Source organism: Swingsia samuiensis (genome assembly GCF_006542355.1).
In the GTDB taxonomy this organism is placed as follows: Bacteria; Pseudomonadota; Alphaproteobacteria; order Acetobacterales; family Acetobacteraceae; genus Gluconobacter; species Gluconobacter samuiensis.
In genome coordinates this window covers 1,491,965-1,511,879 of the sequence record NZ_CP038141.1, presented here as the reverse complement: position 1 = coordinate 1,511,879, position 19,915 = coordinate 1,491,965, and the positions used below count along the sequence as shown (strand labels likewise).

Genomic DNA, 19,915 nt, shown 5'->3' with positions numbered 1-19,915 from the left:
TCAATATCTCTGAAGACATATTAATTGAGAATGATTTGCAATTTCAATTAAAAATAAACCTTAGATAGACCCTTTTTCAAAAAAGGTGGTAAAGACCTACGTTTTTTGATCTATTGAATTTTATTATTTATATTCCACATTTGATCGGTTTTGACGAACCTACAAATGGTGGGCTCCATTCTCACAATGATGACATGCGACCCACTCTGCACGCCCATCCACGTAATGCTCTTTTTTCCAAACAGGAACGCGCCGTTTTATTTCATCAATAATATAGCGACATGCCTGAAAAGCAGCATCCCGATGAGGAGCAGAAACACCTATCCACACCGCAACATCCCCAATTTTCAAAAAGCCCGTCCGATGCATTGCAACAGCATGATTAATCTCAAACCGCCCACGAGCTTCTTCTAAAATCCGCTCACCCTCTTTTTGAGCTAAAAGTTCATACGCTTCATACTCCAGACCGCTTACAGCATGCCCTTCGTTATGATTACGAACCCACCCCTCAAATGAACAAAAGCCACCCGCCTCTGCAAGGCGTAGCTCCTCACGCAACTGGTTCAAATCCACCGGGAAAGAAAAAACGTTAAAAGACATTACCCACCTGTCACAGGAGGAATAAAAACAACATGATCACCATTCTTAAGTTGGTAATCCCATGGAACAAAATCACCGTTTACAGCCACCCGCAAACGAGACCCTTTAAACGGAAAGTTATATCTTTCTTTTAATTCCAAGTATAAGTCTTCTGCTTTCTTAAGATCCGTATGGATAACCTCTTTACTTTTCTCAGCTATCTCTTTCATCTGAGCAAAATATTCTAATTCAAGGCGGATCATTTATTTTACCCTATTCTGTATGCGCAAACGCTCTTGTGGGGTATTAATATTATCAAGAGCTCCAGCCTTCGGTGGATCTATAATCAGCGTATGGTTATTCAATAATAATTTTCGGGGACAAGTTTTCCCACCTTTCACCTGCTGAGCCAACCCCATTAAAGCATTCGGCTCCCAAATGGCACATAACGGCTCGGGCAAACCATCATATTCACTCCGATATGCCACAGCACTACACTGAGCATCCCGTGCAGATATCAATGTTTCCAATGTGCCACGATCCACCATCGGTAAGTCACATGCCAAGACCAGCCATGCAACATCTGGATATTGCTCATATGCTGATAAAAGTCCGGCAGAAGGCCCTTCAATATCAACTGTATCTATAATCTGATCAAAACGGCCTCGCAAAGCATCTCCCTTTTGGTCCGCTCTTACAGAAACAAAACATTGCGCAACAAACGGCTTTACTAAATCAAAAGCGGCTTCAAGCTGAGGAACACCATGATAAGAAAGAGCGGCTTTATCTTCTCCCATGCGAGAGCTTTTTCCACCTGCTAGCACCAGTCCATAAAGCAGGGTCATACTCCAGCTCTCTGAAAATCACGCTTACCACCCGCTTTTCCTATAAGCCTTATATCTCGAATAACAATATCATGAGACAAAGCTTTGCACATGTCATAGAGGGTCAAAGCAGCGACAGAAACTCCTGTTAACGCTTCCATCTCAACTCCTGTTTTGCCCTGACAGGACACCCGACAATCGATGACAGCCTCATTACCTTGCATTGTAATTTCAACCTTACACCCATTCAGCATTAAAGGATGACACAATGGAATAAGTTGAGACGTAGCTTTTACGCCCATAACCCCCGCAATTTGCGCAACGGTTAAAACGGCCCCCTTTTTAGTCATAAAACCTGCATCACTTAACGTTTGAGCAACGTCCTCAGGAAACACAACACGTCCCTGTGCGTGAGCTATCCGCTCCGTTATGTTTTTATGACTGACATCCACCATCCGAGGTTCTTCGCCTCGCTCATCAACATGCGTCAGTGTTTTCATCTGGATGCTCCTTAATTATCATCCACCGATATAGTTCATCTCTATACGATGTTGATTTTTGCTTTCTTCTCCTGAAGAACGCTCTTCACTGTAACGGTCACGCCGCTTTTCCCAAAGAGCGATCAGATGATTTCTAACGACCTGATCATCCGCGCCCTGTCTTAAAAGGCTCTTTAAATCATGCCCTTCAGACGCAAATAAACAAGTATATATTTTGCCATCTGACGATAAACGAGCACGTGAACAATCCCCACAAAAGGGAGCTGTTACAGAAGAAATAAACCCAATCTCACCGGCCCCATCTGCATATCGATACCGCTTCGCCACCTCGCCTCGATACCCTGCTTCAACAGCCACAAGAGGCCACCGGCGGGACAGCCGCTCCAATAACACGGCCGACGGTAAGACTTCCTCCAAATTCCAATGATTACGAGTGCCAACATCCATATATTCTATGAAACGAACCGTTATCCCTGAATGCCGGAAATAACCAGCTAGGTCTTCCATTCCTTCATCATTAATGCCTTTTTGCACCACAACATTCAATTTTATGCCTTTTGGGAAGCCAATCTCTTTGGCTTTTTCAATCGCTTTCAACACAGGAGTTAAGGATGAGCGGTCACCACTCATTCGAGTAAAAACAGCAGGATCCAAACTATCCAAACTAATCGTTACACGGCTTAATCCTGACAATTTTAAACTCTCGGCATACCGATCGAGCAAAACTCCATTCGTGGTTAACGCAATATCCGTGACACCTTCTAACCCCCGTAACCGTTTCACCAGTTCTGGCAGATCAGGGCGAAGCAAAGGCTCACCTCCTGTCAGCCGCAATTTCGTTACACCCAACGACACGGCTACGCGCGCAATTTGCTCAATTTCATCGAAACTCAAACGCTCTGAGGCATCTAAAAAACGAAAATGCTCATGATATTTCGCCTCAGGCATGCAGTATGGACAACGGAAATTACAACGATCCATCACCGAAATCCGCAGATCTTTTAATGGCCGTAATAACCGATCTTTTACCACGCCTTTAATTTACCATTCATAAAATAAAGCATGTCCGCCTGCATCAAACCGGCCTACTCCCGGAGGAAGTTCAACAATTCCATCTGTTTCAGCCAAAAAATTAAAATCTCCCGATGTTGCAATAGGTCGGGGGTGAGCCAATAATTTTCCAGTCTGATCATGAGAAATTTTTACAGGAAGAAAGCGCGCCATCTCAGGAACCAGATTAACAGATTCAGTCATCTCAACCGGATACGCTGCTACTTCAGCATAACATAGTGCTGTTTTTAACATTGGTAAAATATAACGAGCAGCGCAGGATAGTGCAGACACGGGGTTACCCGGCAGACCAAAAACACGTTGTCCTTCAGGCCCTACACCAAACCAAAGAGGTTTCCCGGGGCGCTGAGCAACCTTATGAAAAACTTTCTCAACCCGCAACTTAGCCAAAGCGGTGGGGACATAATCAAACGCGCCCATTGAAACACCACCACTTAGAATAATAACATCATGCCGCTCTAAAATATTTTGCAACTGAGCGATTGTTTCAGACAATTCATCCCGAATAACAAATCGTTCAACCTTGGTTAGACCTTTCTCAGCCAAAACCCCCATTAAAGCATATTCATTAGAGCGACGAATTTGCCAAGTTTTTACAGCCGCTCCAACATCAACCAATTCATCTCCCGTAGAAACAAGTGCAATCGATGGTATTCGAGAAACCTCAACCTCTGCATATCCGTTCCCAGCCAGGACGCCCAATGCGGGAGCATTTAAACGAGCACCTGACTTTAAAAGCTCGGATCCAGCCTTACAATCCGCTGCTTTAACATGAATGAATTGTCCTTTTTCAGGGTAATATCCCTCTTGAAGGCGAATATGTTTTCCTTCTTTTATAATCCGCTCAACAGGGACAACAACATCTGCACCTTCAGGCAACACAGCGCCTGTCATCACCTCAATACATGAAGCACCATCAGGCAATATTTTAGGCGGTTTCCCCGCCCTCTGAACACCGTGGCACAAAAACTCACGTCGATCGGCTACATAACGATACGCAACGCCATCCATCATCACACGATCATAAGGCGGCTGAGCTCTTTCAGCCTTGATCGTCTGCCGCAAAATACGCCCTGACGCTTCAGGCAATGAAATACGCTCGGTTCCAAACGGACACGCATATCCCAATACAAGTTTTTCTGCTTTTTGTACGCTTAGGAGTTCTTGCAAATTTTGCTCCATGACTGGTTCTATGCCAGATTATAATAGCGTTATAAATTGCTTCAGACAGAATCAAAACCTAAATGTTTTGCTATATTCACCAGCCACACTAAAGGGGCGCATTTATAAAAAAGGGCTTTTATGAGCACGCCTCTTAGTTTTAATACCTTACCACCATGGCCAGAATATGGGCTGATGGAAGACTTCACCCCCCATGCAGAAAAGTGGCTTTCTGAAAATAAGAAAGTCGCTTTAGCCACCCTTGTCAAAATTACAGGCTCATCCCCGCGCCCTCTTGGTAGTGAAATGCTCATTTCCGAGGACGGCGAGATTGCAGGCTACGTATCTGGCGGATGTGTTGAATCAGCTATTCAAACAGAGGCGGTTGCCTGCATTAAAAACAATACGTTTCGTATGCTGGATTATGGTGCCAACAGCCCAACACTAGATGTTCAACTCACATGTGGCGGTCGAATTAATATCTTCGTACGCCCAATTCGTAATCTTGCCGACTATATTCAAATACGACGCCAAGCAATGAGCGCAAGGCAACCAATTATCCTCGTAACGGATCTCAATGATGGGGAAATGTTTTTCACGTCAAAAACCCTTCCTTCTGAAACACACTTATTCCAACGCACCTACACGCCAAAAGTTAAATTAATTTTAGTCGGGCATGATCCTGTTACGCTCGCTCTTGTTCAATTAGCCCCTCATTTTAACTTAGATATCCATATTCTTCGCCCCAAAGGGCCTGAATTCCCTCCCCAAGGGATTCCTCTCTCCCAATACGACCGACGAGATATCATTACAGCATTATCGCATATTCAATTTGATCAATGGACTGCCGTTTACTCCCTGACACATGATGCAGAGACAGACCTCATTGTTGCTGAACGAGCCTTACAATCAGATGCTTTTTGCGTTGGTATTTTAGGAAGCCGTAAAAAAATCCCTCAAAAAATATCGACTTTAAAACAAGCCGGGATCTCTGATGAAGTTTTAACAAAATTACAACTTCCTGCAGGGCTGGATATCGGGGCACAAACCCCCATGGAAATTGCCCTTTCCATACTTTCACAGATTATCGCCATCTACAGAGCGGCTCCTGTCAAATGAACATCCCCCCCCATAATATTATTCTTCTCGCAGCGGGAGAAAGCAAAAGATTAGGTTATCCTAAGCAGCTTTTAACCTCTCAGGGACGCCCCTTAGTAGAGCATATAGCACGCATTGCTTTTCAAACGCAGCCGAACCGACTTCTCATTATTACAGGTGCATATAAAGAACGTATCGAAGAGGCGGTGAAAAACTTTCCCACAGCCGAAATTATTTATAACCCTGCGTGGAAAACTGGCTTATCCAGTTCTCTTCAATGTGCCGCCCAAAGTTTAGGGACTACCAACCTTCCCACTCTCATTCTTACGACAGATCAATTCCGCCTTACAAAACAGCACTTACTCAACCTGCTCCTTTTCCACCCACAAAATTGTAATGTAATGACAGAATACTCATCAAACCTATCGGGTATTCCTGCACGAATAACGCCTGCTACCCTTACACAAACACACACACTTAACGGGGATCAAGGCTTCAAAAAAATTCTTCAATCATCTCATAACGAGACAATCCGAGCCCCCGAACTCCTCCATGATCTGGATAGACCCGAAGATGTTAAAATGGCTATTCAGGCTGGATGGTTAGATACATCTAACTATCACGCTATGGAGAGCGCTAGTTTCGTTCGTAAACATCTTCTAAGCGAATAATATCATCTTCACCTAAATACGGGCCGGACTGAACTTCAATCAACGTTAACGGTATCTTGCCTGGGTTCTCCAGCCGATGCACAGACCCTAAAGGTAAATACACACTTTCATTTTCCCGAAGAACAAGCTGCTCATTATCTCGCGTTACCAAGGCTGTACCCGCGACAACAACCCAATGCTCAGCTCGATGATAATGCTTTTGTAAAGACAATTTACCACCGGGCTCCACGACTATTCTTTTTACCTGAAAACGCTCAGCCTGAATGAGGCTCTCATAAAAACCCCATGGTCTGTATAATCGCTTATGCTCTACAGCTTCTTTGCGACCAGCGGCACTTAGACGGGCTACCACATGTTTAATATCTTGCGCATTATCCCGATGAGAAATCATCACGGCATCGGATGTAACAACAACAATCAGGTCATCCACACCCGTAACAGCCGTTACGATACCATCTGATCGGACATAACAATTCTTTGTCCGATCTAAGAAAATATGTTCTCCATACACCACATTACCTTGTGGATCTTTAGGGCTCAAATCCCACAAAGAGTCCCAACTTCCTATATCGGACCATCCAAAATCACCGGGGATAACGGCTGCAAGCTTTGTTCTCTCAGCTATGGCATAATCAACTGATATATTCGGCGATTTCTGAAAACTTTCTTCATCCAGACGAATAAAATCCATATCTACACGACAGTGCTGAACAGACTGCTTAATCGTAGTATAAATTTCTGGCTCATAAGAGCGTATTTCAGACAAAAAGACTTTTGCTTTGGCTAGGAACATTCCAGAATTCCAGAAATATTTATCAGACTGGATTAATTCCTGAGCTATATCCAAAGACGGCTTCTCAATAAAACGAGCAACCTCATACGCTTGAGGAATATTCTGTATAGGTGAACCAGCCTCTATATAGCCATAGCCAGTTTCAGGCTTTGTCGGCTTCATGCCAAAGGTTGCAATCCAGCCTGACTGCGCCACTAAAACCGCATTTTGTAAGCTGTCTTGGAGAGATTTCAGATCCGTAATAGCCGCGTCCGCAGCCATCACCCACAAAATTGCGTCTGGATCTTCTTGAGCTACTAAAAAAGCAGCAGCGGCAATCGCAGGAGCAGAATTACGCCCTACAGGCTCCAGTACAATTTTCGGATTTTTTATTCCGGCTTCTCGCAATTGTTCAGCGATAATAAACCGATGGTCTGCGTTACATACAATAATGGGATCAGCCGAACCACAGGCGCTCCCCCTTAACGCTGTTTCCTGAATAAGTGTATGATCATTCAGCAATGGCCAAAACTGCTTAGGATAACTCCCACGTGACACCGGCCACAATCGGCTCCCTGATCCACCCGATAAAATAACAGGAACAACTTTTTGAGCCATAGAATGATCTTTTCGTTTTTCTAATATACTTAAAGAAAAGGCCTCTCTAAGAAAGGCCTTGTATTATTATCAAACAATATCATGCAACCAACTATGCTTATCTGGCGCACGCCCACTCTGGACATCTGTCAAAATCTTCTTGAGTTTTATTGCAATTGGTCCGGGCTCACCATTTCCAAACACAGCCTCACCTGAAGGACGACGTAATTTCCCTATAGGAGACAATACAGCAGCAGTACCACACGCAAAAGCTTCTGTGTATTTTCCTGAGGCTGCGCCAGAAAATACCTCTTCAATATCAACAGGTTCTTCTAAAACCTCAATCCCGTTATCCGCAGCTAAGCGAATAATGCTATTCCTTGTGATCCCTCGTAAGATTGTACCTCCTAAAGGTGGTGTTACAATCTTCCCATCGTTGCGAACGAACATAATGTTCATACCGCCCATTTCTTCGACATACCGCCGTTCACGAGCATCCAAGAACAGAACCTGATCGCAGCCCTTTTCTTTTGCTTCCGCTTGCGCGACCAAACTACCCGCATAATTCCCACCGCATTTGGCCTCTCCGGTTCCACCAATTGCAGCTCGCGTGAAAAATTCAGACACCCAAACCGAAACCGCTCCGGAACCAAAATAAGCCCCAACAGGGCAGCCAATTACAATAAACAAATATTCTGTCGAAGGTTTGACGCCTAAAAAAACCTCATTCGAAATCATAAAGGGACGTAAATACAGGCTTTGGCCTTCCCCAGAAGGAACCCAATCCTGATCTATACGCACCAATTCATCCACGGCTTGCACAAATAGATCTTCAGGTAAAACAGCCATACCCATCCGCCGGGCGGACGCTGCAAAACGCTCTGCATTTGCCTCCGGACGAAACGACTTTATGTGTCCATCAGCGCCGCGATAAGCTTTCATTCCTTCAAAAATTTCTTGTCCGTAATGTAAAACTGTAGACGCAGGATCAATGCTCAAAGGTTTACGCGCTGTAATTTTTGCATCATGCCAGCCTTTGCCTTCTGAATAACGAATAATCGCCATATGATCTGTAAATATACGCCCAAATACAGGGTTCGCTAGCCACTCTGCACGCTTTTTTGCATCTGTTGGAGTATCAGTTTTTTCGATAGAAAATGTTAGCATGTCATCACTCTCGTATACGGCGGCGATAGAAAACGTATCTCATTCTGCCATAAGACGGTAATTTATGCTATGATCCGGTAGAAAAATAGAACGGACGAACACTTTAAAAAACAAAAAAAGCTCTGGCCAATAAATGGCCAGAGCTTTTTTGCATCCCACAAAGAACTGAAAATTAGCGCTTTGAGAACTGGAAAGAACGACGTGCTTTTGCACGACCATACTTTTTACGCTCAACAACACGGCTATCACGTGTCAAGAAGCCTGCAACCTTCAGGATACCACGAAGTGCTGGTTCATAATGTGTCAATGCACGTGAAATACCATGACGAACCGCCCCGGCTTGGCCAGAAAGTCCGCCACCTGTCACCGTGCAATACACGTCAAACTGGTTGTAACGATCCGTTAAAAGGAAAGGCTGCGTAATGATCATACGAAGCACTGGACGAGCAAAGTATGTTGTGACCGGGCGACCGTTCACAATAATATCGCCTTTGCCAGGCTTAATCCATACGCGAGCAACTGCGTCTTTACGACGGCCTGTTGCATAAGAACGGCCCTGAGCATCACGCTTTTGTTCGTGAACTGGGGCTACGTTTGTGTTTATTGCAGGAGCTGCGCTCGCAAGGTCCTGCAATGTGCCGGTACGCTCTTGGGTCTCAGACATAGTCAGGCCTTACGACTCGTGTGAAATTGTGTTCTTACGGTTCAGAGCAGCTACATCTAATTTAGCAGGCTTCTGACCGTCATGCGGATGTTCAGATCCAGCATAAACATAAAGGTGCTTCATCTGAGCGCGTTGCAGAGGACCACGCGTAATCATACGCTCAACAGCCTTCTCAACAACATGCCCTGGATTTTTTCCTGTGAGGCGTTGTGTAATTGTACGCTCTTTAATTCCACCAGGATGGCCTGTGTGGTAATGGAAAAGCTTCTGACCAAATTTATTGCCTGTAAGAGCAATTTTGTCAGCATTAATCACAACAACATTATCACCGCAATCAACATGTGGTGTAAATTGTGGCTTATGCTTACCGCGCAGGCGGTTAGCGATAATGGAGGCGAGACGGCCGAGAACGAGCCCTTCGGCATCGATCAACACCCAATTCTTCGTCACCTCCGCTGGCTTCAGCGAACGTGTAGTCTTCATTAATAACATTCCAACTTTAGAACACGAAACAATATCATGTCTTTGGATAACATTTCCGCCATGAAGCGTAGCACTTCATGGCACAAACGAACTAAGTAACGGCCTTATGACCATCATTTATAAAAGCGTCAAGCGAAAATTCATCCAAACTCTGATTCGATAGAGTTTTCTGCCATTTTTTATGATGTGGTATTTTAATACCTCAATCAAACACTCTCTTAACATCAAAAGTAATGTTCTCTTGCTCTATAATATAGGCTATACCCCACTTCATGAACGTAATTAAGAAGAAGTGACGAATAACGTGAAACGCTCAGTGCTTACATTTAGCTTGATTGCTGTTATTGCCGGTATCAGCGCCGTGGGTATCCACCATGCTGCATCTGTATCTGTGCAACACGGCTTGGCTCGTTTTCGTGAGTCCCTTCCACCCGGCACGACATTAACGTATAGTTCGGCTGAGCCTGCTATATTCGCACGAGGCGTCACGCTAAAAGATGTCGTCTTACAAAGAGGGCCTCAAACCTTCCGCGCTTGTCAGGTTTTATTAGGCCACCCCACCACGACACCCGATGGAAAATTAAGCCTCTCTGTTCTTGATATAACCAGCGGCTCACTCCAGACACCTAAAGCTTTACTAAATGTAAACTCTTTACACGCAAACCACCTTATTACGCCTCTTAATTTCGATCTCAAGCACACACCTTTAAATCAATTACCTGAGCAAATAAGCCTAGGCCATGGAGACGTCGATCATCTTTCTATAAAAAGTGCAGATGATAAATCCTCAATCGGTGCAGCATTAAAAATCTCTCAAATACACATAGATGATTATGCTAATGACAAAACGGTTTCTTTCTTATTGAATGACATTCAAGCCATTGCAGATATTCCTTCACCCAAGAACATCCCAGTTCAATCAGATAAACCCACCACATTAGCCGAATTTAACATTCAGACCCTTAAATTCAGCCAAGCGAATTTACCGCTCGCACTTTCACATGCTTTGACCCCCAATATGTTATATTGGAGCGATATCTACCCCGCTTCGCTTTCTTTACAAAAAGTAAGTTTTTCAGAGGAACGCATGTCGTTCGCTATTGATCAAATAACAAGCAACGCGTCGAAAACTGGAGTTGATACCCTTTCAACCGTTAGCTCAAACACCGGAATTCATTTCCATCTCACCAATAAAAAACTCCCCATTCAACTTGATGGAGCACATTCATCTATACAAACCACGGCCACCAAAGACATCCATACCGGCTCTTATAATATTCAATATAACGTCACAATTCCGAATTATAGTAACGCATCGGTCTCTATCAAACTATTGACGCCAACGATTAATCAAGAACTGAAAAACACTTCAAATGACAGTGATAAAAATCAATTCTTGAAATTAGAGGCTATGCTTCATGCTATAAAACTCTCTGAAATCAGCGTGAGTATTCACGGTGACCGTATGGTTAATAGTTTAATTCCTATGCTCGCGAGAATATCAGGAAATACTCTACCGTCAGATCCAAAGGCTCAAGCCTTAGTTCGTGATGCCATTATCAAACAACTCACTGCATCCCTCTCAGACGTTCCAGCATTGAGCCCTGTTCCTGATTTCTTATCATCTCCCCAAAATCGTACAATTTCTTTTAACCTCTCTACCGCCACACCCATTATCGTATCAGACTTATTCAAATCTTCTTCAGACACGGAAGCTTTGATCGAAAAGAGCTTAAAAGTTACCGTTCAGTGACACAAACACTCACTGATATGAATATCTGCGTTATTGGGGCCAATGGGCGCTCTGGTGCAGCTTTGTGCCGTGCGCTCATTCAACGCAACCTCAACGTCATTGCAGTTGTTCGCAGTTGTGGGAAACTAGCACCCGACTTAGCCGATGCCTGCAAAGCTGTTCGACAAGCTGATTTGACGGATGCAGAGAATCTGCCCATCGCCCTAGAAAATGCTGATCTTGTTATAAATACAGCGCATGCCAAATATATCCCAAATATCCTAAAGGCTACTCAGGCACCTGTTGTCGCCTTAGGAAGCACACGCAAATTTACACGCTGGATGGATGATCATGGCAGAGGCGTCCTCAAGGGGGAGCAGGCTTTAATACAAGATGGCCGCCCTTCTGTTATCCTTCATCCAACGATGATTTACGGTGCTCAAGGGGAGGATAATGTTCAGCGCCTCGCTACATTACTTGAGCGTTTACCCATTATTCCATTGCCTGGAGGGGGTAAATCACTTGTTCAGCCCATTTATCAGAGTGATGTCACCAATAGCATGATTGCTGCGATTGATCTGATTGCTAAAGGCCGAATAAAAACACCTGAAAGTATCGTCATCGCGGGGCCTAAAGCTGTTTCTTACCGCACTTTTGTCCGTATGATTCTTTATTTTGCGGAAATGGGCGGCCGTCCTATTATTTCTGTTCCTGGATGGATGCTCAGTGCGGCAGCGCATCTGATTCAACACATGAATAAACTACCCAAGATTACCCCTGAAGAAGTCCGCCGCTTACTAGAAGATAAAAACTTTGATATCACCCGCATGGAAAATGAGTTAGGGGTGAAGCCGGTACCTTTAGAATATGGGCTGAAGAAACTTCTTGCTCGCCCTTACCTTCCCCCCGTCTGATTTTTCGAAGAAAAACTTATGAATTATGCGTATCTTGCTGTCGCCATTATATCTGAAACAATTGCGACTTCATCACTTAAACAAAGCCTCGGGTTCACTAAACTTATCCCAACGATTATCGTCATTTTAGGCTATATAATCGCTTTTTACTTTCTCTCTCTCGCTCTCAAAGAAATACCCACAGGTATCGCTTACGCCATTTGGTCAGGCGTTGGAATCGTTTTGATCTCTACCGTTGCATGGATCTTCCAAGGGCAAAAACTCGATATGCCAGCCATGGTCGGTATGGCGCTTATCATTGCAGGTGTGATTGTTATGAATGTTTTTTCCAAAACATCCAGTCACTAACACTAGAAAGCCATATATCGCGAAAGAGTATTCTTAATATTCTTTCGTAATCTATCATTTTTATGAATTTGCTGGGGCGAATGACGGGGATCGAACCCGCGACAACCGGTACCACAAACCGGCGCTCTACCGACTGAGCTACATCCGCCACACAGCGAAGCCTTCTTTAAAGAAAAGATATCACTGCGTCCAGCCCTTTCTTTAAAAAAAGATCAAATAGCAAATTTATTCTTCTTCAAGAACAGATTATAAGAAGAGCACCATTGCCGCGTTGGGCCTGAATACAACGCATCTTCTGTTGATCTTAGCTTTCAAAGGGTTTCAATGAATTTTTCTCTTTATCAACGCCAGTGGAGTGAAAACCCTGTGCGTGAAATTTTGGCAGGGATGGTCGGAACATTTGCTCTGATCCCTGAAGTCATTGCCTTTTCTTATATTGCCGGTGTTTCTCCTGCAGTTTCTCTTTTTGCTTCGTTCGTTATCTCAGTATCAATTGCGATATTCGGTGGCCGCCCAGGTATGATTTCTGGAGCAGCAGGTTCCGTTGCTCTCGTTGCAGCGCCCCTCGTCCATACGCATGGGGTTCAGGCTATGCTACTTGCCACCTTGCTTGCTGGGGGGCTGCAAATCATCTTTGGCTTATTACGTTTACAAGCCATTATGCGTTTTGTTCCTGCAGAAGTAAGAACCGGCTTTGTGAATGCCCTAGCTATTCTTATTTTCTCCGCTCAAGTGCCACAAATGATCGGTGTAGGAGTTGAGACATACGCTCTTATCGCTCTAGGGCTTGTTATTATATATCTCCTTCCAAAAATTTCTGATGCTATTCCCTCTCCTCTAATCTGCATCATTGTTCTTACTTGTATTACTATTTTACATCCTATGCCTGTCCATAAAGTGGCAGATTTAGGTGAGCTCCCAACTGGTTTACCTCATCTCACGCTCCCCCATATCCCCCTTACATGGAGTACCCTTTCCACCATTTTTCCTTACGCTGTCGCTATGGCTGCGGTTGGTCTTCTTGAATCTATGATGACGGCCACCGTCGTTGATGATCTGACAGACACTCACGGCAATCAACGGATGGAATGTACAGGCCTTGGTATTTCCAACATTCTCGTTGGTGCTTTCGGAGGGATAGCTGGATGCGGGATGATTGGACAAACAGTAGGTAATTTACGTTATGGTGGACGAGGCCGCCTCTCCACATTTACAGCCGGGGCATTCTTATTGATTTTAATGGTTTTGCTTCATCGTTGGGTTGCGCAAGTCCCTATGGCAGCACTTGTTGCGATTATGATCATGGTTTCCATTAGCACTTTCTCATGGAGTAGCCTCAAAGATCTAACTCAGCACCCAAAGCTCTCCAGCTTTACGATGATTGTCACTGTTATTGTGGTCATTCTAACCCATGATCTTGCCGCAGGCGTCCTTGTTGGAGTTCTTTTATCAGGCGTATTTTTTGCTTGGAAAGCGGCTCAACTGCTCCATATCCATTATAATCGACAAGGCAACACAGAAACTTATACCCTCACAGGACAAGTATTCTTTGCTTCTGCTGATACGTTATTAAATACCGTCAACTATCATTCAGATGCCCAGAACATTACTCTCGATCTAACAGATGCACGATTTTGGGATATAACTGCCGTTCAAACACTAGACAAAACAATTTCTAAAATTCAGTCGCACAAGAAAACAGTCAACGTGATAGGACTAAATAACGATTTACACAGAATTATTAACGATCAATCTCAAGAAAAATTACTAAACATATAAAAACAATGTGGCTTGGCCTTAAACCAAGCCACATGAATAATTAACGAGCAGGTATCGTGACCATCGCTCCAGATGCCATACTATTTTGAGCAAGAGCACTTAAGATCTGCAAAATAGTAAAGGCTATTTTACTTTCATAATCTTTTTTAGAAATCCAATACCAATGATGTTCATACTGAACCATCACATCAGAAAAGCTTGGTTTGTCTTTCGAACAACGAATAATAATTGGAGGTGGCTCATTATTTACACGCCCATTAATCGTTGGGACCGTCTGTCCATCTTTAATAGCCTCTTCCGGCACCTCAATCGTATAAGCAATACTTGCATAGATGGCCATCATTGAACGCGTTAAAATCGCAATCTGATTTTTCTTGGTCGTATAGTTCGCAAAAATTATTTCTGCCTCCTTTAGATTAGGAGACAATTTGAGAATTTGTTTAACCTGATTTTGTAAGGCTGCAATTTCTGCGCTCTCTGTCGGCGCAAACACAAGATAAAACTTTTCAGGCTGTGCTGGAGTATTCTTAAAGGCTGGCTGTGCTGGAATTTCTTTAAAATTAATCGCATCCGCAATTTGTAGCCTACGCAAAGCCTTCATCAAGAAAGAAAAACGCTTTGCATCCTTTTGAACAATGTCGCGCTCGTTCTCCATCCCATGCACATTATGGATAGAGTTAACAGACTGCACTGCCAACTCCATAATCACGTCAATTGGCGCACTACTTGCAAAAACGGGTACAAGAGCCTGAGGTGAAATAGGTTGTAATAAATTCGACGCAAATGCAGGCCCAGAAACAGGTTGATACGTTACCGTTGGATTATCTGAAAGGGATACACCTGCGGTACCACCAATCATGTTGGTACCGCCCATACCATTCCACGGGTCGCCCATAATCGACCCCATGAAATTTTTAGAAAACGTATATCCAGCAATAATCTGGGTCGTTTGCAGCAGCGTTGGTGGATCAGCGTACCGCAGCGCTACAATATTAAGTAACATCTCCTCTTTTTGGCCTCGGCTGATCTCCCGATCGTAATCAATACGATCGCGCCGCATATTCTTAGGCCCAATGGAAGGAGTACATGCCGATAATGGAAGGAGCATAACCCCCAACACTCCCATAAAAATAGGAGCGACTCTTCTTTTATAGCTCAACGATGAACACAAAGATAAACCACTAATGTTTTTGGTTATATCTTCGTGTGACAATCGATTACCCTGCTCACTTGATACAGTCATGACTTCTCCTGCCTGTTCCCTTATGAAAAATATAATGCTTTTGGATAATTACTATTATATAGCAAACTAACCGGTTGTATATGCTATAATTCCTTCCAATATAGACCTGATCCCAACGCACCAATAAGAATATAAATGATGATATCTAAAAAAAAATCTCTATCGGAAAAAGATACACAAGAAATTCTTGATTTAATTAATGAAGGAAATTCTTTACTTGATGATGATAAAGATTTTGGTGCTTTTTTTGAAAAATCTACTTCCTTTGAAGACCTTCCATCTATTCAATTAAGAAATAATCCTAATAATCCTTTTGGAAATATTGAAAAAAAACTATCCCAAAAAGGCCCCAATGACATTCGTTTCGACTTTATGGATGGGTGTCGTATATGGCTTCCTGAACCAGCACACTGGCATGTTCGTTTACGGGACACACACACGAACACCGTCATTTTTGATGATGCTCTCTTCTCATCTGGGCTCCTCCAAACTGAGAAGCGATATTTTTTTCCTTTAGAACTTACAATTTGGAAAAATCAGGAAGAAATTTTTTCTCATGTTTTTTCCTTGGAAAATAAAAAAATCCTAGTCTCCATGCATTTGGGCGCACTAGGAGATCATATCGCATGGATAGAGCATGTTTCTGCTTTTTCAAAAATTCATAACTGCCGTATAGACTGCTGCGTTTCTCCGGCTCTTATCCCTTTATTTGAAAAAGAATATCCTCATATTACCTTTATAACCAACAAAGAGCTTCAAAAAGAAAACGACTATTACGCTCATTACAAAGTCATGATTTTCGCGAATGACTTAGAGCGGAAATACCAACCCAATGACTATCGCCAATCTGGCCTAGTCCATACAGCCCCTTATATTTTAGGATTACCTCCCATAGAGCGTAAACCTCACATTACACTCGAAAATAATGACCGCCCTTTAGAAGAGCCTTACATATGTATCGCAACACAAGCATCTGGATTATATAAATATTGGTTAAACCCCCATGGTTGGCCCAATATTATTCAATTCCTCCAAAAACAGGGATACCGCATCGTCTGCATTGATCAGAGTAAGGGGAAAGGCCAAGAAAATATTTGGAATATGTTGCCAAAAGACGTCATTGATGAAACTGGGGACAAACCTCTAACTGAGCGTGCACGTTGGCTTAAACACGCGGATTTCTTTATTGGTCTATCTTCTGGTCTTTCTTGGCTTGCATGGACTGTAAACACGCCTGTCGTAATGATTAGTGGTTTTACCGAACCATTTAACGAGTTCTTTACGCCGTATCGAGTAATCAACCGTCATGTTTGCACTGGGTGTGCTAATGATACCTCACAACTACTAGATCGAAATGACCCACTTTTCTGCCCTTACTTCAAGGGTACAGACCGTATGTTTGAGTGCAGCTACATGATTACACCTGAACATGTTATTTCTACACTCCGCCCTTTATTAAAAAAATAGGGTGAACTTCATAAAAAATTAAATAATAAACTAAATGTTATAATAGAAGTGCTTTACGCGTGATTATTTTTTATATTTTAATAAATAGGAAACAATGTAATTACTCTTGCTTCCTTTGGACTTATTCATACCAATGCAAGCGTCGACCCCATCTTTAACTTCAAACCCTCCTAAAAAACATCTTCGAGATCATCGTGTCGATGCTTTACGTGGCCTCGCCCTGCTCATGATGCTGGCAGACCATGTCCCTGATGATCTCGCTAATCGCATTACAATAAGAAACTTCAGTTTTGCAGACGCTGCTGAGATATTTGTTATGCTAGCAGGGTATGCGTCTTTTCTTGCTTATGGGCGTCTTATTGATCGACAAGGTTGGCTCACTGGTTTTCAACGTATTTTCAGCCGATGCTTAAAGCTATATATTTATCAAACCGGGCTGACATTTATCTTTATTTGGACAGTAAGACACTGGCGCCATTATCAGCCTGTCCCAGAATATATTTTAGAACCCCAATTAGCTCACGGATATGATTGGGTGTGGCGTATCCTCACTTTTGATGCGCTCCCCAGCTATTTAAACATTCTACCTCTTTATATCGTTTTACTAGCTCTTTTCCCTTTAATTTATATGGTTCTCAAAAAGAGTGTTTGGCTCTTATTAGCCTCAAGCATAATCATCTGGGCAATTGCAAACATTGATCCTCACCTCACCATCCCGAATTGGCTGGACCCTAATGGTTGGTATCTCAACCCTTTCGGCTGGCAGTTACTCTATATTCTAGGAATTTTAGGCGCTGTATGGGCAACCTCAAACCATGGAAGCCTGCCTTCGTATCGATGGCTTAAATTCATTTGTTGGTCTTATCTCTTTGGCGCCTTCATTCTATGTTTCCCATATGAATATTGGCACCTTGGCGCTTTACGCCTTTTCCCCGTCCCTCCCAGCATAGGAAAAGCCACCCTCGCCCCTTGGCGACTACTGGACATCATGTCTATTTTTTACTTGGTGCAATCATCTCAAAAAATGAAGGAACTTGCCACAACCAAGCTGGGTCAAGCATTCGCTCTTCTCGGACGAAATTCCCTCGAAGTATTCTCTTTTGGTACTGTTCTGGATCTTCTAGGACGACTTGTTTTCTCCACCTTTGGAACGGGTATTTTCTTACAAATCATCCTCAATATAGTCGGCTTTTCTCTTACGTATGCATTAGCGATTCCTCTCGACAAAGCCCGCCAAAAAGCTAAAGCAGCCCGAACCGCGACATCCATTCACACATCTATAAAACGATCTGGATAATGTATTTCAAACCGCTCTCGATCTGCCGCGAATAACCTGACCTGAATATCCATCCCATCTTCATGATCCAGGCGTTCTATCACTTCACCATGCTCATATAACCACGCCAAAGCAGCCCCATCCGTCAATGACAAGCGGGCTGTCATAGTCAACATAGTGCGCGTTAAAAACTGATCCAGTGCTTCAAACAGGTCAGGGATACCTTCCCCTGTAATGGCAGATATTGCGATCGCATTTTCACGCTTTGGAACAGCTTCTATGCCCCCTAATAAATCTGCTTTATTTAAAACTTCAATCGTTCTCTCGGGCCACTGCGCATCCAGCATGCCATCACGCACCATACCATCTAATACATTCAGCACATCAGCCCGTTGCGCTGCGCTATCAGGATGCACAATATCACGCACATGCAAAATTACATCGGCTTGGGAAACTTCCTCCAACGTCGCTCTAAAAGCAGCGATTAATTCTGTAGGCAACTCACTAATAAAGCCAACCGTGTCAGAAAGGATAATATTACGCCCGGAAGGCAAGCGAACACCCCGCATGGTAGGATCCAACGTTGCAAACAACTGATCCTGCGCATGCACGGAGGCACCTGTCAGAGCATTAAACAGTGTTGATTTCCCCGCATTCGTATACCCCACCAATGCGACAATGGGAAAAGGAACACGTTTGCGCGCATCACGGTGCAAACCGCGTGTCCGTCGAACTTGCTCAAGTTCTTTTTTGATCTTCCCGATACGTTCGGCCAACATCCGACGGTCCGCTTCCATCTGGGTTTCACCCGGACCACCCAAAAACCCGAACCCGCCTCTTTGACGCTCCAAATGGGTCCATAACCTCACAAGGCGAGAACGCTGATATTCTAAATGTGCCAATTCAACCTGAAGCACACCTTCTCGTGTGGCGGCACGTGCTCCAAAAATATCCAAAATAAGCCCGGTTCGATCTAAAACCTTACAGTTTAAAGCCTTCTCAAGATTACGCTGCTGACCCGGCGAAAGTCTGGCATCGATAATCACCACATCAACTTTATCTTCTTCAACCGCTTCTGCTAACTGTTCAACCTGACCACTTCCCAAAAGCGTAGCAGGGCGTCTTGCTCGCAGTAAAAGTGTTGCCTGACGCACAACAACAAGCCCAATAGAGGCCGTCAACCCAACAGCTTCTTCCAAACGAGCATCTGCCGCTCTTACATCTTCTTGAGGGCCTGTTTTCTCCCAAGGAAGAATAACTGCCGCCCGCGTGGCAGCTTTCTTCGTCTCAAATCCACTCACGACGCACTATCCAATAAACGCGGCAACATTCCCGCAGGCATAATCGTACTTACAGCATGCTTATAAACAAGCTGAACATGGCCATCTCTTCGTAAAAGCAGCGTATGCTGATCAAACTGTGCCACAACACCTTGTAGTTTTACACCGTTCACAAGAAACACAGTTACTGACATTTCCTGTTCATAAAGATGCTGAAGAAAGGCTTCTTGAATCGCCATTGGTTTATCCACATACGAAGAGAGTTCTGAATTCACTTATCTTATCTCAT

At 43.7% G+C, this 19,915-nt stretch carries 21 protein-coding genes and 1 tRNA gene; 8 read left to right on the top strand and 14 right to left on the bottom strand.

What is annotated here, in order from left to right; translation table 11 throughout:
• Positions 1-159: 159 nt before the first annotated feature.
• The 6 genes from E3D00_RS07035 to E3D00_RS07010 are packed head-to-tail and all read right to left on the bottom strand — an operon-like array spanning position 160 to position 4,156.
• The gene (locus E3D00_RS07035) at positions 160-600 is read right to left on the bottom strand and encodes a molybdenum cofactor biosynthesis protein MoaE (protein WP_141461197.1); all 441 of its coding nucleotides are present in this window, start codon (positions 598-600) and stop codon (positions 160-162) included.
• Complete coding sequence (locus E3D00_RS07030) at positions 600-842, bottom strand: MoaD/ThiS family protein (RefSeq protein ID WP_141461195.1); 243 nt, start codon at positions 840-842, stop codon at positions 600-602. Before E3D00_RS07030 ends, E3D00_RS07035 begins: the two co-directional genes overlap by 1 nt.
• Positions 843-1,424, bottom strand: coding sequence for an NTP transferase domain-containing protein (locus E3D00_RS07025; RefSeq protein ID WP_141461192.1), 582 nt, complete (start codon positions 1,422-1,424; stop codon positions 843-845).
• Positions 1,421-1,903 (bottom strand): cyclic pyranopterin monophosphate synthase MoaC, encoded by a 483-nt coding sequence (gene moaC / locus E3D00_RS07020; protein ID WP_141461190.1) that lies wholly within the window; start codon positions 1,901-1,903, stop codon positions 1,421-1,423. The genes E3D00_RS07025 and moaC overlap by 4 nt, the downstream gene beginning before the upstream one ends.
• 18 nt (positions 1,904-1,921) lie before the next feature.
• Complete coding sequence (gene moaA, locus E3D00_RS07015) at positions 1,922-2,899, bottom strand: GTP 3',8-cyclase MoaA (RefSeq protein WP_456316391.1); 978 nt, start codon at positions 2,897-2,899, stop codon at positions 1,922-1,924.
• Between the two features lie 45 nt (positions 2,900-2,944).
• Complete coding sequence (locus E3D00_RS07010) at positions 2,945-4,156, bottom strand: molybdopterin molybdotransferase MoeA (RefSeq protein ID WP_141461186.1); 1,212 nt, start codon at positions 4,154-4,156, stop codon at positions 2,945-2,947.
• 120 nt (positions 4,157-4,276) lie between these two features.
• Between E3D00_RS07010 and E3D00_RS07005 the strand changes: the two genes are divergently transcribed.
• Both E3D00_RS07005 and E3D00_RS07000 read left to right on the top strand, forming a co-directional pair.
• Entirely contained in the window at positions 4,277-5,254 is a 978-nt protein-coding gene (locus tag E3D00_RS07005; protein ID WP_141461185.1) for an XdhC family protein, read from the top strand.
• Positions 5,251-5,904 (top strand): nucleotidyltransferase family protein, encoded by a 654-nt coding sequence (locus E3D00_RS07000; RefSeq protein ID WP_141461183.1) that lies wholly within the window; start codon positions 5,251-5,253, stop codon positions 5,902-5,904. The genes E3D00_RS07005 and E3D00_RS07000 overlap by 4 nt, the downstream gene beginning before the upstream one ends.
• Here the strand turns inward: E3D00_RS07000 and E3D00_RS06995 are convergent.
• From E3D00_RS06995 to rplM, 4 genes are all read right to left on the bottom strand, one after another.
• Positions 5,870-7,294 (bottom strand): mannose-1-phosphate guanylyltransferase/mannose-6-phosphate isomerase, encoded by a 1,425-nt coding sequence (locus E3D00_RS06995; protein ID WP_141461181.1) that lies wholly within the window; start codon positions 7,292-7,294, stop codon positions 5,870-5,872. The two genes, E3D00_RS07000 and E3D00_RS06995, sit on opposite strands and share 35 nt — an antisense overlap.
• A gap of 69 nt (positions 7,295-7,363) precedes the next feature.
• Complete coding sequence (locus E3D00_RS06990; RefSeq protein WP_141461179.1) at positions 7,364-8,440, bottom strand: branched-chain amino acid aminotransferase; 1,077 nt, start codon at positions 8,438-8,440, stop codon at positions 7,364-7,366.
• Between the two features lie 172 nt (positions 8,441-8,612).
• The gene (rpsI, locus tag E3D00_RS06985) at positions 8,613-9,104 is read right to left on the bottom strand and encodes a 30S ribosomal protein S9 (protein WP_141461177.1); all 492 of its coding nucleotides are present in this window, start codon (positions 9,102-9,104) and stop codon (positions 8,613-8,615) included.
• Between the two features lie 9 nt (positions 9,105-9,113).
• Positions 9,114-9,587, bottom strand: a complete 474-nt coding sequence (rplM, locus tag E3D00_RS06980) for a 50S ribosomal protein L13 (protein ID WP_141461175.1) — start codon at positions 9,585-9,587, stop codon at positions 9,114-9,116.
• Positions 9,588-9,891: 304 nt separating this feature from the next.
• Here rplM and E3D00_RS06975 point away from each other — a divergent pair, with 304 nt between their 5' ends.
• Genes E3D00_RS06975 through E3D00_RS06965 form a run of 3 tightly spaced genes read left to right on the top strand, consistent with a single transcriptional unit; the run spans position 9,892 to position 12,581 of the window.
• The gene (locus E3D00_RS06975) at positions 9,892-11,340 is read left to right on the top strand and encodes a hypothetical protein (RefSeq protein ID WP_141461173.1); all 1,449 of its coding nucleotides are present in this window, start codon (positions 9,892-9,894) and stop codon (positions 11,338-11,340) included.
• 17 nt (positions 11,341-11,357) lie between these two features.
• Positions 11,358-12,233: an NAD(P)H-binding protein gene (locus E3D00_RS06970; RefSeq protein WP_141462417.1), complete on the top strand. Its 876-nt coding sequence runs from the start codon at positions 11,358-11,360 to the stop codon at positions 12,231-12,233.
• 18 nt (positions 12,234-12,251) lie between these two features.
• Positions 12,252-12,581: a DMT family transporter gene (locus E3D00_RS06965; RefSeq protein ID WP_141461171.1), complete on the top strand. Its 330-nt coding sequence runs from the start codon at positions 12,252-12,254 to the stop codon at positions 12,579-12,581.
• Between the two features lie 72 nt (positions 12,582-12,653).
• Here the strand turns inward: E3D00_RS06965 and E3D00_RS06960 are convergent.
• A tRNA-His gene (locus tag E3D00_RS06960) sits at positions 12,654-12,729 on the bottom strand.
• Positions 12,730-12,905: 176 nt separating this feature from the next.
• On the opposite strand from E3D00_RS06960, the gene E3D00_RS06955 reads away from it, so the two are divergent.
• Complete coding sequence (locus tag E3D00_RS06955) at positions 12,906-14,360, top strand: SulP family inorganic anion transporter (RefSeq protein WP_141461169.1); 1,455 nt, start codon at positions 12,906-12,908, stop codon at positions 14,358-14,360.
• Positions 14,361-14,400: 40 nt separating this feature from the next.
• On the opposite strand, the gene E3D00_RS06950 is transcribed toward E3D00_RS06955, so the two are convergent.
• Positions 14,401-15,603, bottom strand: coding sequence for a hypothetical protein (locus E3D00_RS06950; protein WP_141461167.1), 1,203 nt, complete (start codon positions 15,601-15,603; stop codon positions 14,401-14,403).
• A gap of 135 nt (positions 15,604-15,738) precedes the next feature.
• Between E3D00_RS06950 and E3D00_RS06945 the strand changes: the two genes are divergently transcribed.
• Complete coding sequence (locus tag E3D00_RS06945; protein ID WP_246091389.1) at positions 15,739-17,070, top strand: autotransporter strand-loop-strand O-heptosyltransferase; 1,332 nt, start codon at positions 15,739-15,741, stop codon at positions 17,068-17,070.
• Between the two features lie 133 nt (positions 17,071-17,203).
• Positions 17,204-18,367, top strand: a complete 1,164-nt coding sequence (locus tag E3D00_RS06940) for an OpgC family protein (RefSeq protein ID WP_141461165.1) — start codon at positions 17,204-17,206, stop codon at positions 18,365-18,367.
• Here E3D00_RS06940 and hflX read toward each other — a convergent pair.
• Together hflX and hfq are read right to left on the bottom strand one after the other, a co-directional pair.
• The gene (hflX, locus tag E3D00_RS06935; RefSeq protein ID WP_141461162.1) at positions 18,340-19,647 is read right to left on the bottom strand and encodes a GTPase HflX; all 1,308 of its coding nucleotides are present in this window, start codon (positions 19,645-19,647) and stop codon (positions 18,340-18,342) included. The genes E3D00_RS06940 and hflX overlap by 28 nt on opposite strands.
• Positions 19,644-19,865 carry an RNA chaperone Hfq gene (gene hfq / locus E3D00_RS06930; RefSeq protein WP_141462415.1) on the bottom strand — a complete coding sequence of 74 codons (222 nt, stop codon included), beginning with the start codon at positions 19,863-19,865 and terminating at the stop codon, positions 19,644-19,646. Before hfq ends, hflX begins: the two co-directional genes overlap by 4 nt.
• Positions 19,866-19,915 lie beyond the last annotated feature (50 nt).

Bases quoted from the DNA above. Each gene is read 5' to 3' on its own strand.
- E3D00_RS07035 (WP_141461197.1), bottom strand. From the start codon at position 600: ATGTCTTTTAACGTTTTTTCTTTCCCGGTGGATTTGAACCAGTTGCGT.
- E3D00_RS07030 (WP_141461195.1), bottom strand. From the start codon at position 842: ATGATCCGCCTTGAATTAGAATATTTTGCTCAGATGAAAGAGATAGCT.
- E3D00_RS07025 (WP_141461192.1), bottom strand. From the start codon at position 1,424: ATGACCCTGCTTTATGGACTGGTGCTAGCAGGTGGAAAAAGCTCTCGC.
- moaC (WP_141461190.1), bottom strand. From the start codon at position 1,903: ATGAAAACACTGACGCATGTTGATGAGCGAGGCGAAGAACCTCGGATG.
- E3D00_RS07010 (WP_141461186.1), bottom strand. From the start codon at position 4,156: ATGGAGCAAAATTTGCAAGAACTCCTAAGCGTACAAAAAGCAGAAAAA.
- E3D00_RS07005 (WP_141461185.1), top strand. From the start codon at position 4,277: ATGAGCACGCCTCTTAGTTTTAATACCTTACCACCATGGCCAGAATAT.
- E3D00_RS07000 (WP_141461183.1), top strand. From the start codon at position 5,251: ATGAACATCCCCCCCCATAATATTATTCTTCTCGCAGCGGGAGAAAGC.
- E3D00_RS06995 (WP_141461181.1), bottom strand. From the start codon at position 7,294: ATGGCTCAAAAAGTTGTTCCTGTTATTTTATCGGGTGGATCAGGGAGC.
- E3D00_RS06990 (WP_141461179.1), bottom strand. From the start codon at position 8,440: ATGCTAACATTTTCTATCGAAAAAACTGATACTCCAACAGATGCAAAA.
- rpsI (WP_141461177.1), bottom strand. From the start codon at position 9,104: ATGTCTGAGACCCAAGAGCGTACCGGCACATTGCAGGACCTTGCGAGC.
- rplM (WP_141461175.1), bottom strand. From the start codon at position 9,587: ATGAAGACTACACGTTCGCTGAAGCCAGCGGAGGTGACGAAGAATTGG.
- E3D00_RS06970 (WP_141462417.1), top strand. From the start codon at position 11,358: ATGAATATCTGCGTTATTGGGGCCAATGGGCGCTCTGGTGCAGCTTTG.
- E3D00_RS06965 (WP_141461171.1), top strand. From the start codon at position 12,252: ATGAATTATGCGTATCTTGCTGTCGCCATTATATCTGAAACAATTGCG.
- E3D00_RS06955 (WP_141461169.1), top strand. From the start codon at position 12,906: ATGAATTTTTCTCTTTATCAACGCCAGTGGAGTGAAAACCCTGTGCGT.
- E3D00_RS06950 (WP_141461167.1), bottom strand. From the start codon at position 15,603: ATGACTGTATCAAGTGAGCAGGGTAATCGATTGTCACACGAAGATATA.
- E3D00_RS06945 (WP_246091389.1), top strand. From the start codon at position 15,739: ATGATGATATCTAAAAAAAAATCTCTATCGGAAAAAGATACACAAGAA.
- E3D00_RS06940 (WP_141461165.1), top strand. From the start codon at position 17,204: ATGCAAGCGTCGACCCCATCTTTAACTTCAAACCCTCCTAAAAAACAT.
- hfq (WP_141462415.1), bottom strand. From the start codon at position 19,865: ATGGCGATTCAAGAAGCCTTTCTTCAGCATCTTTATGAACAGGAAATG.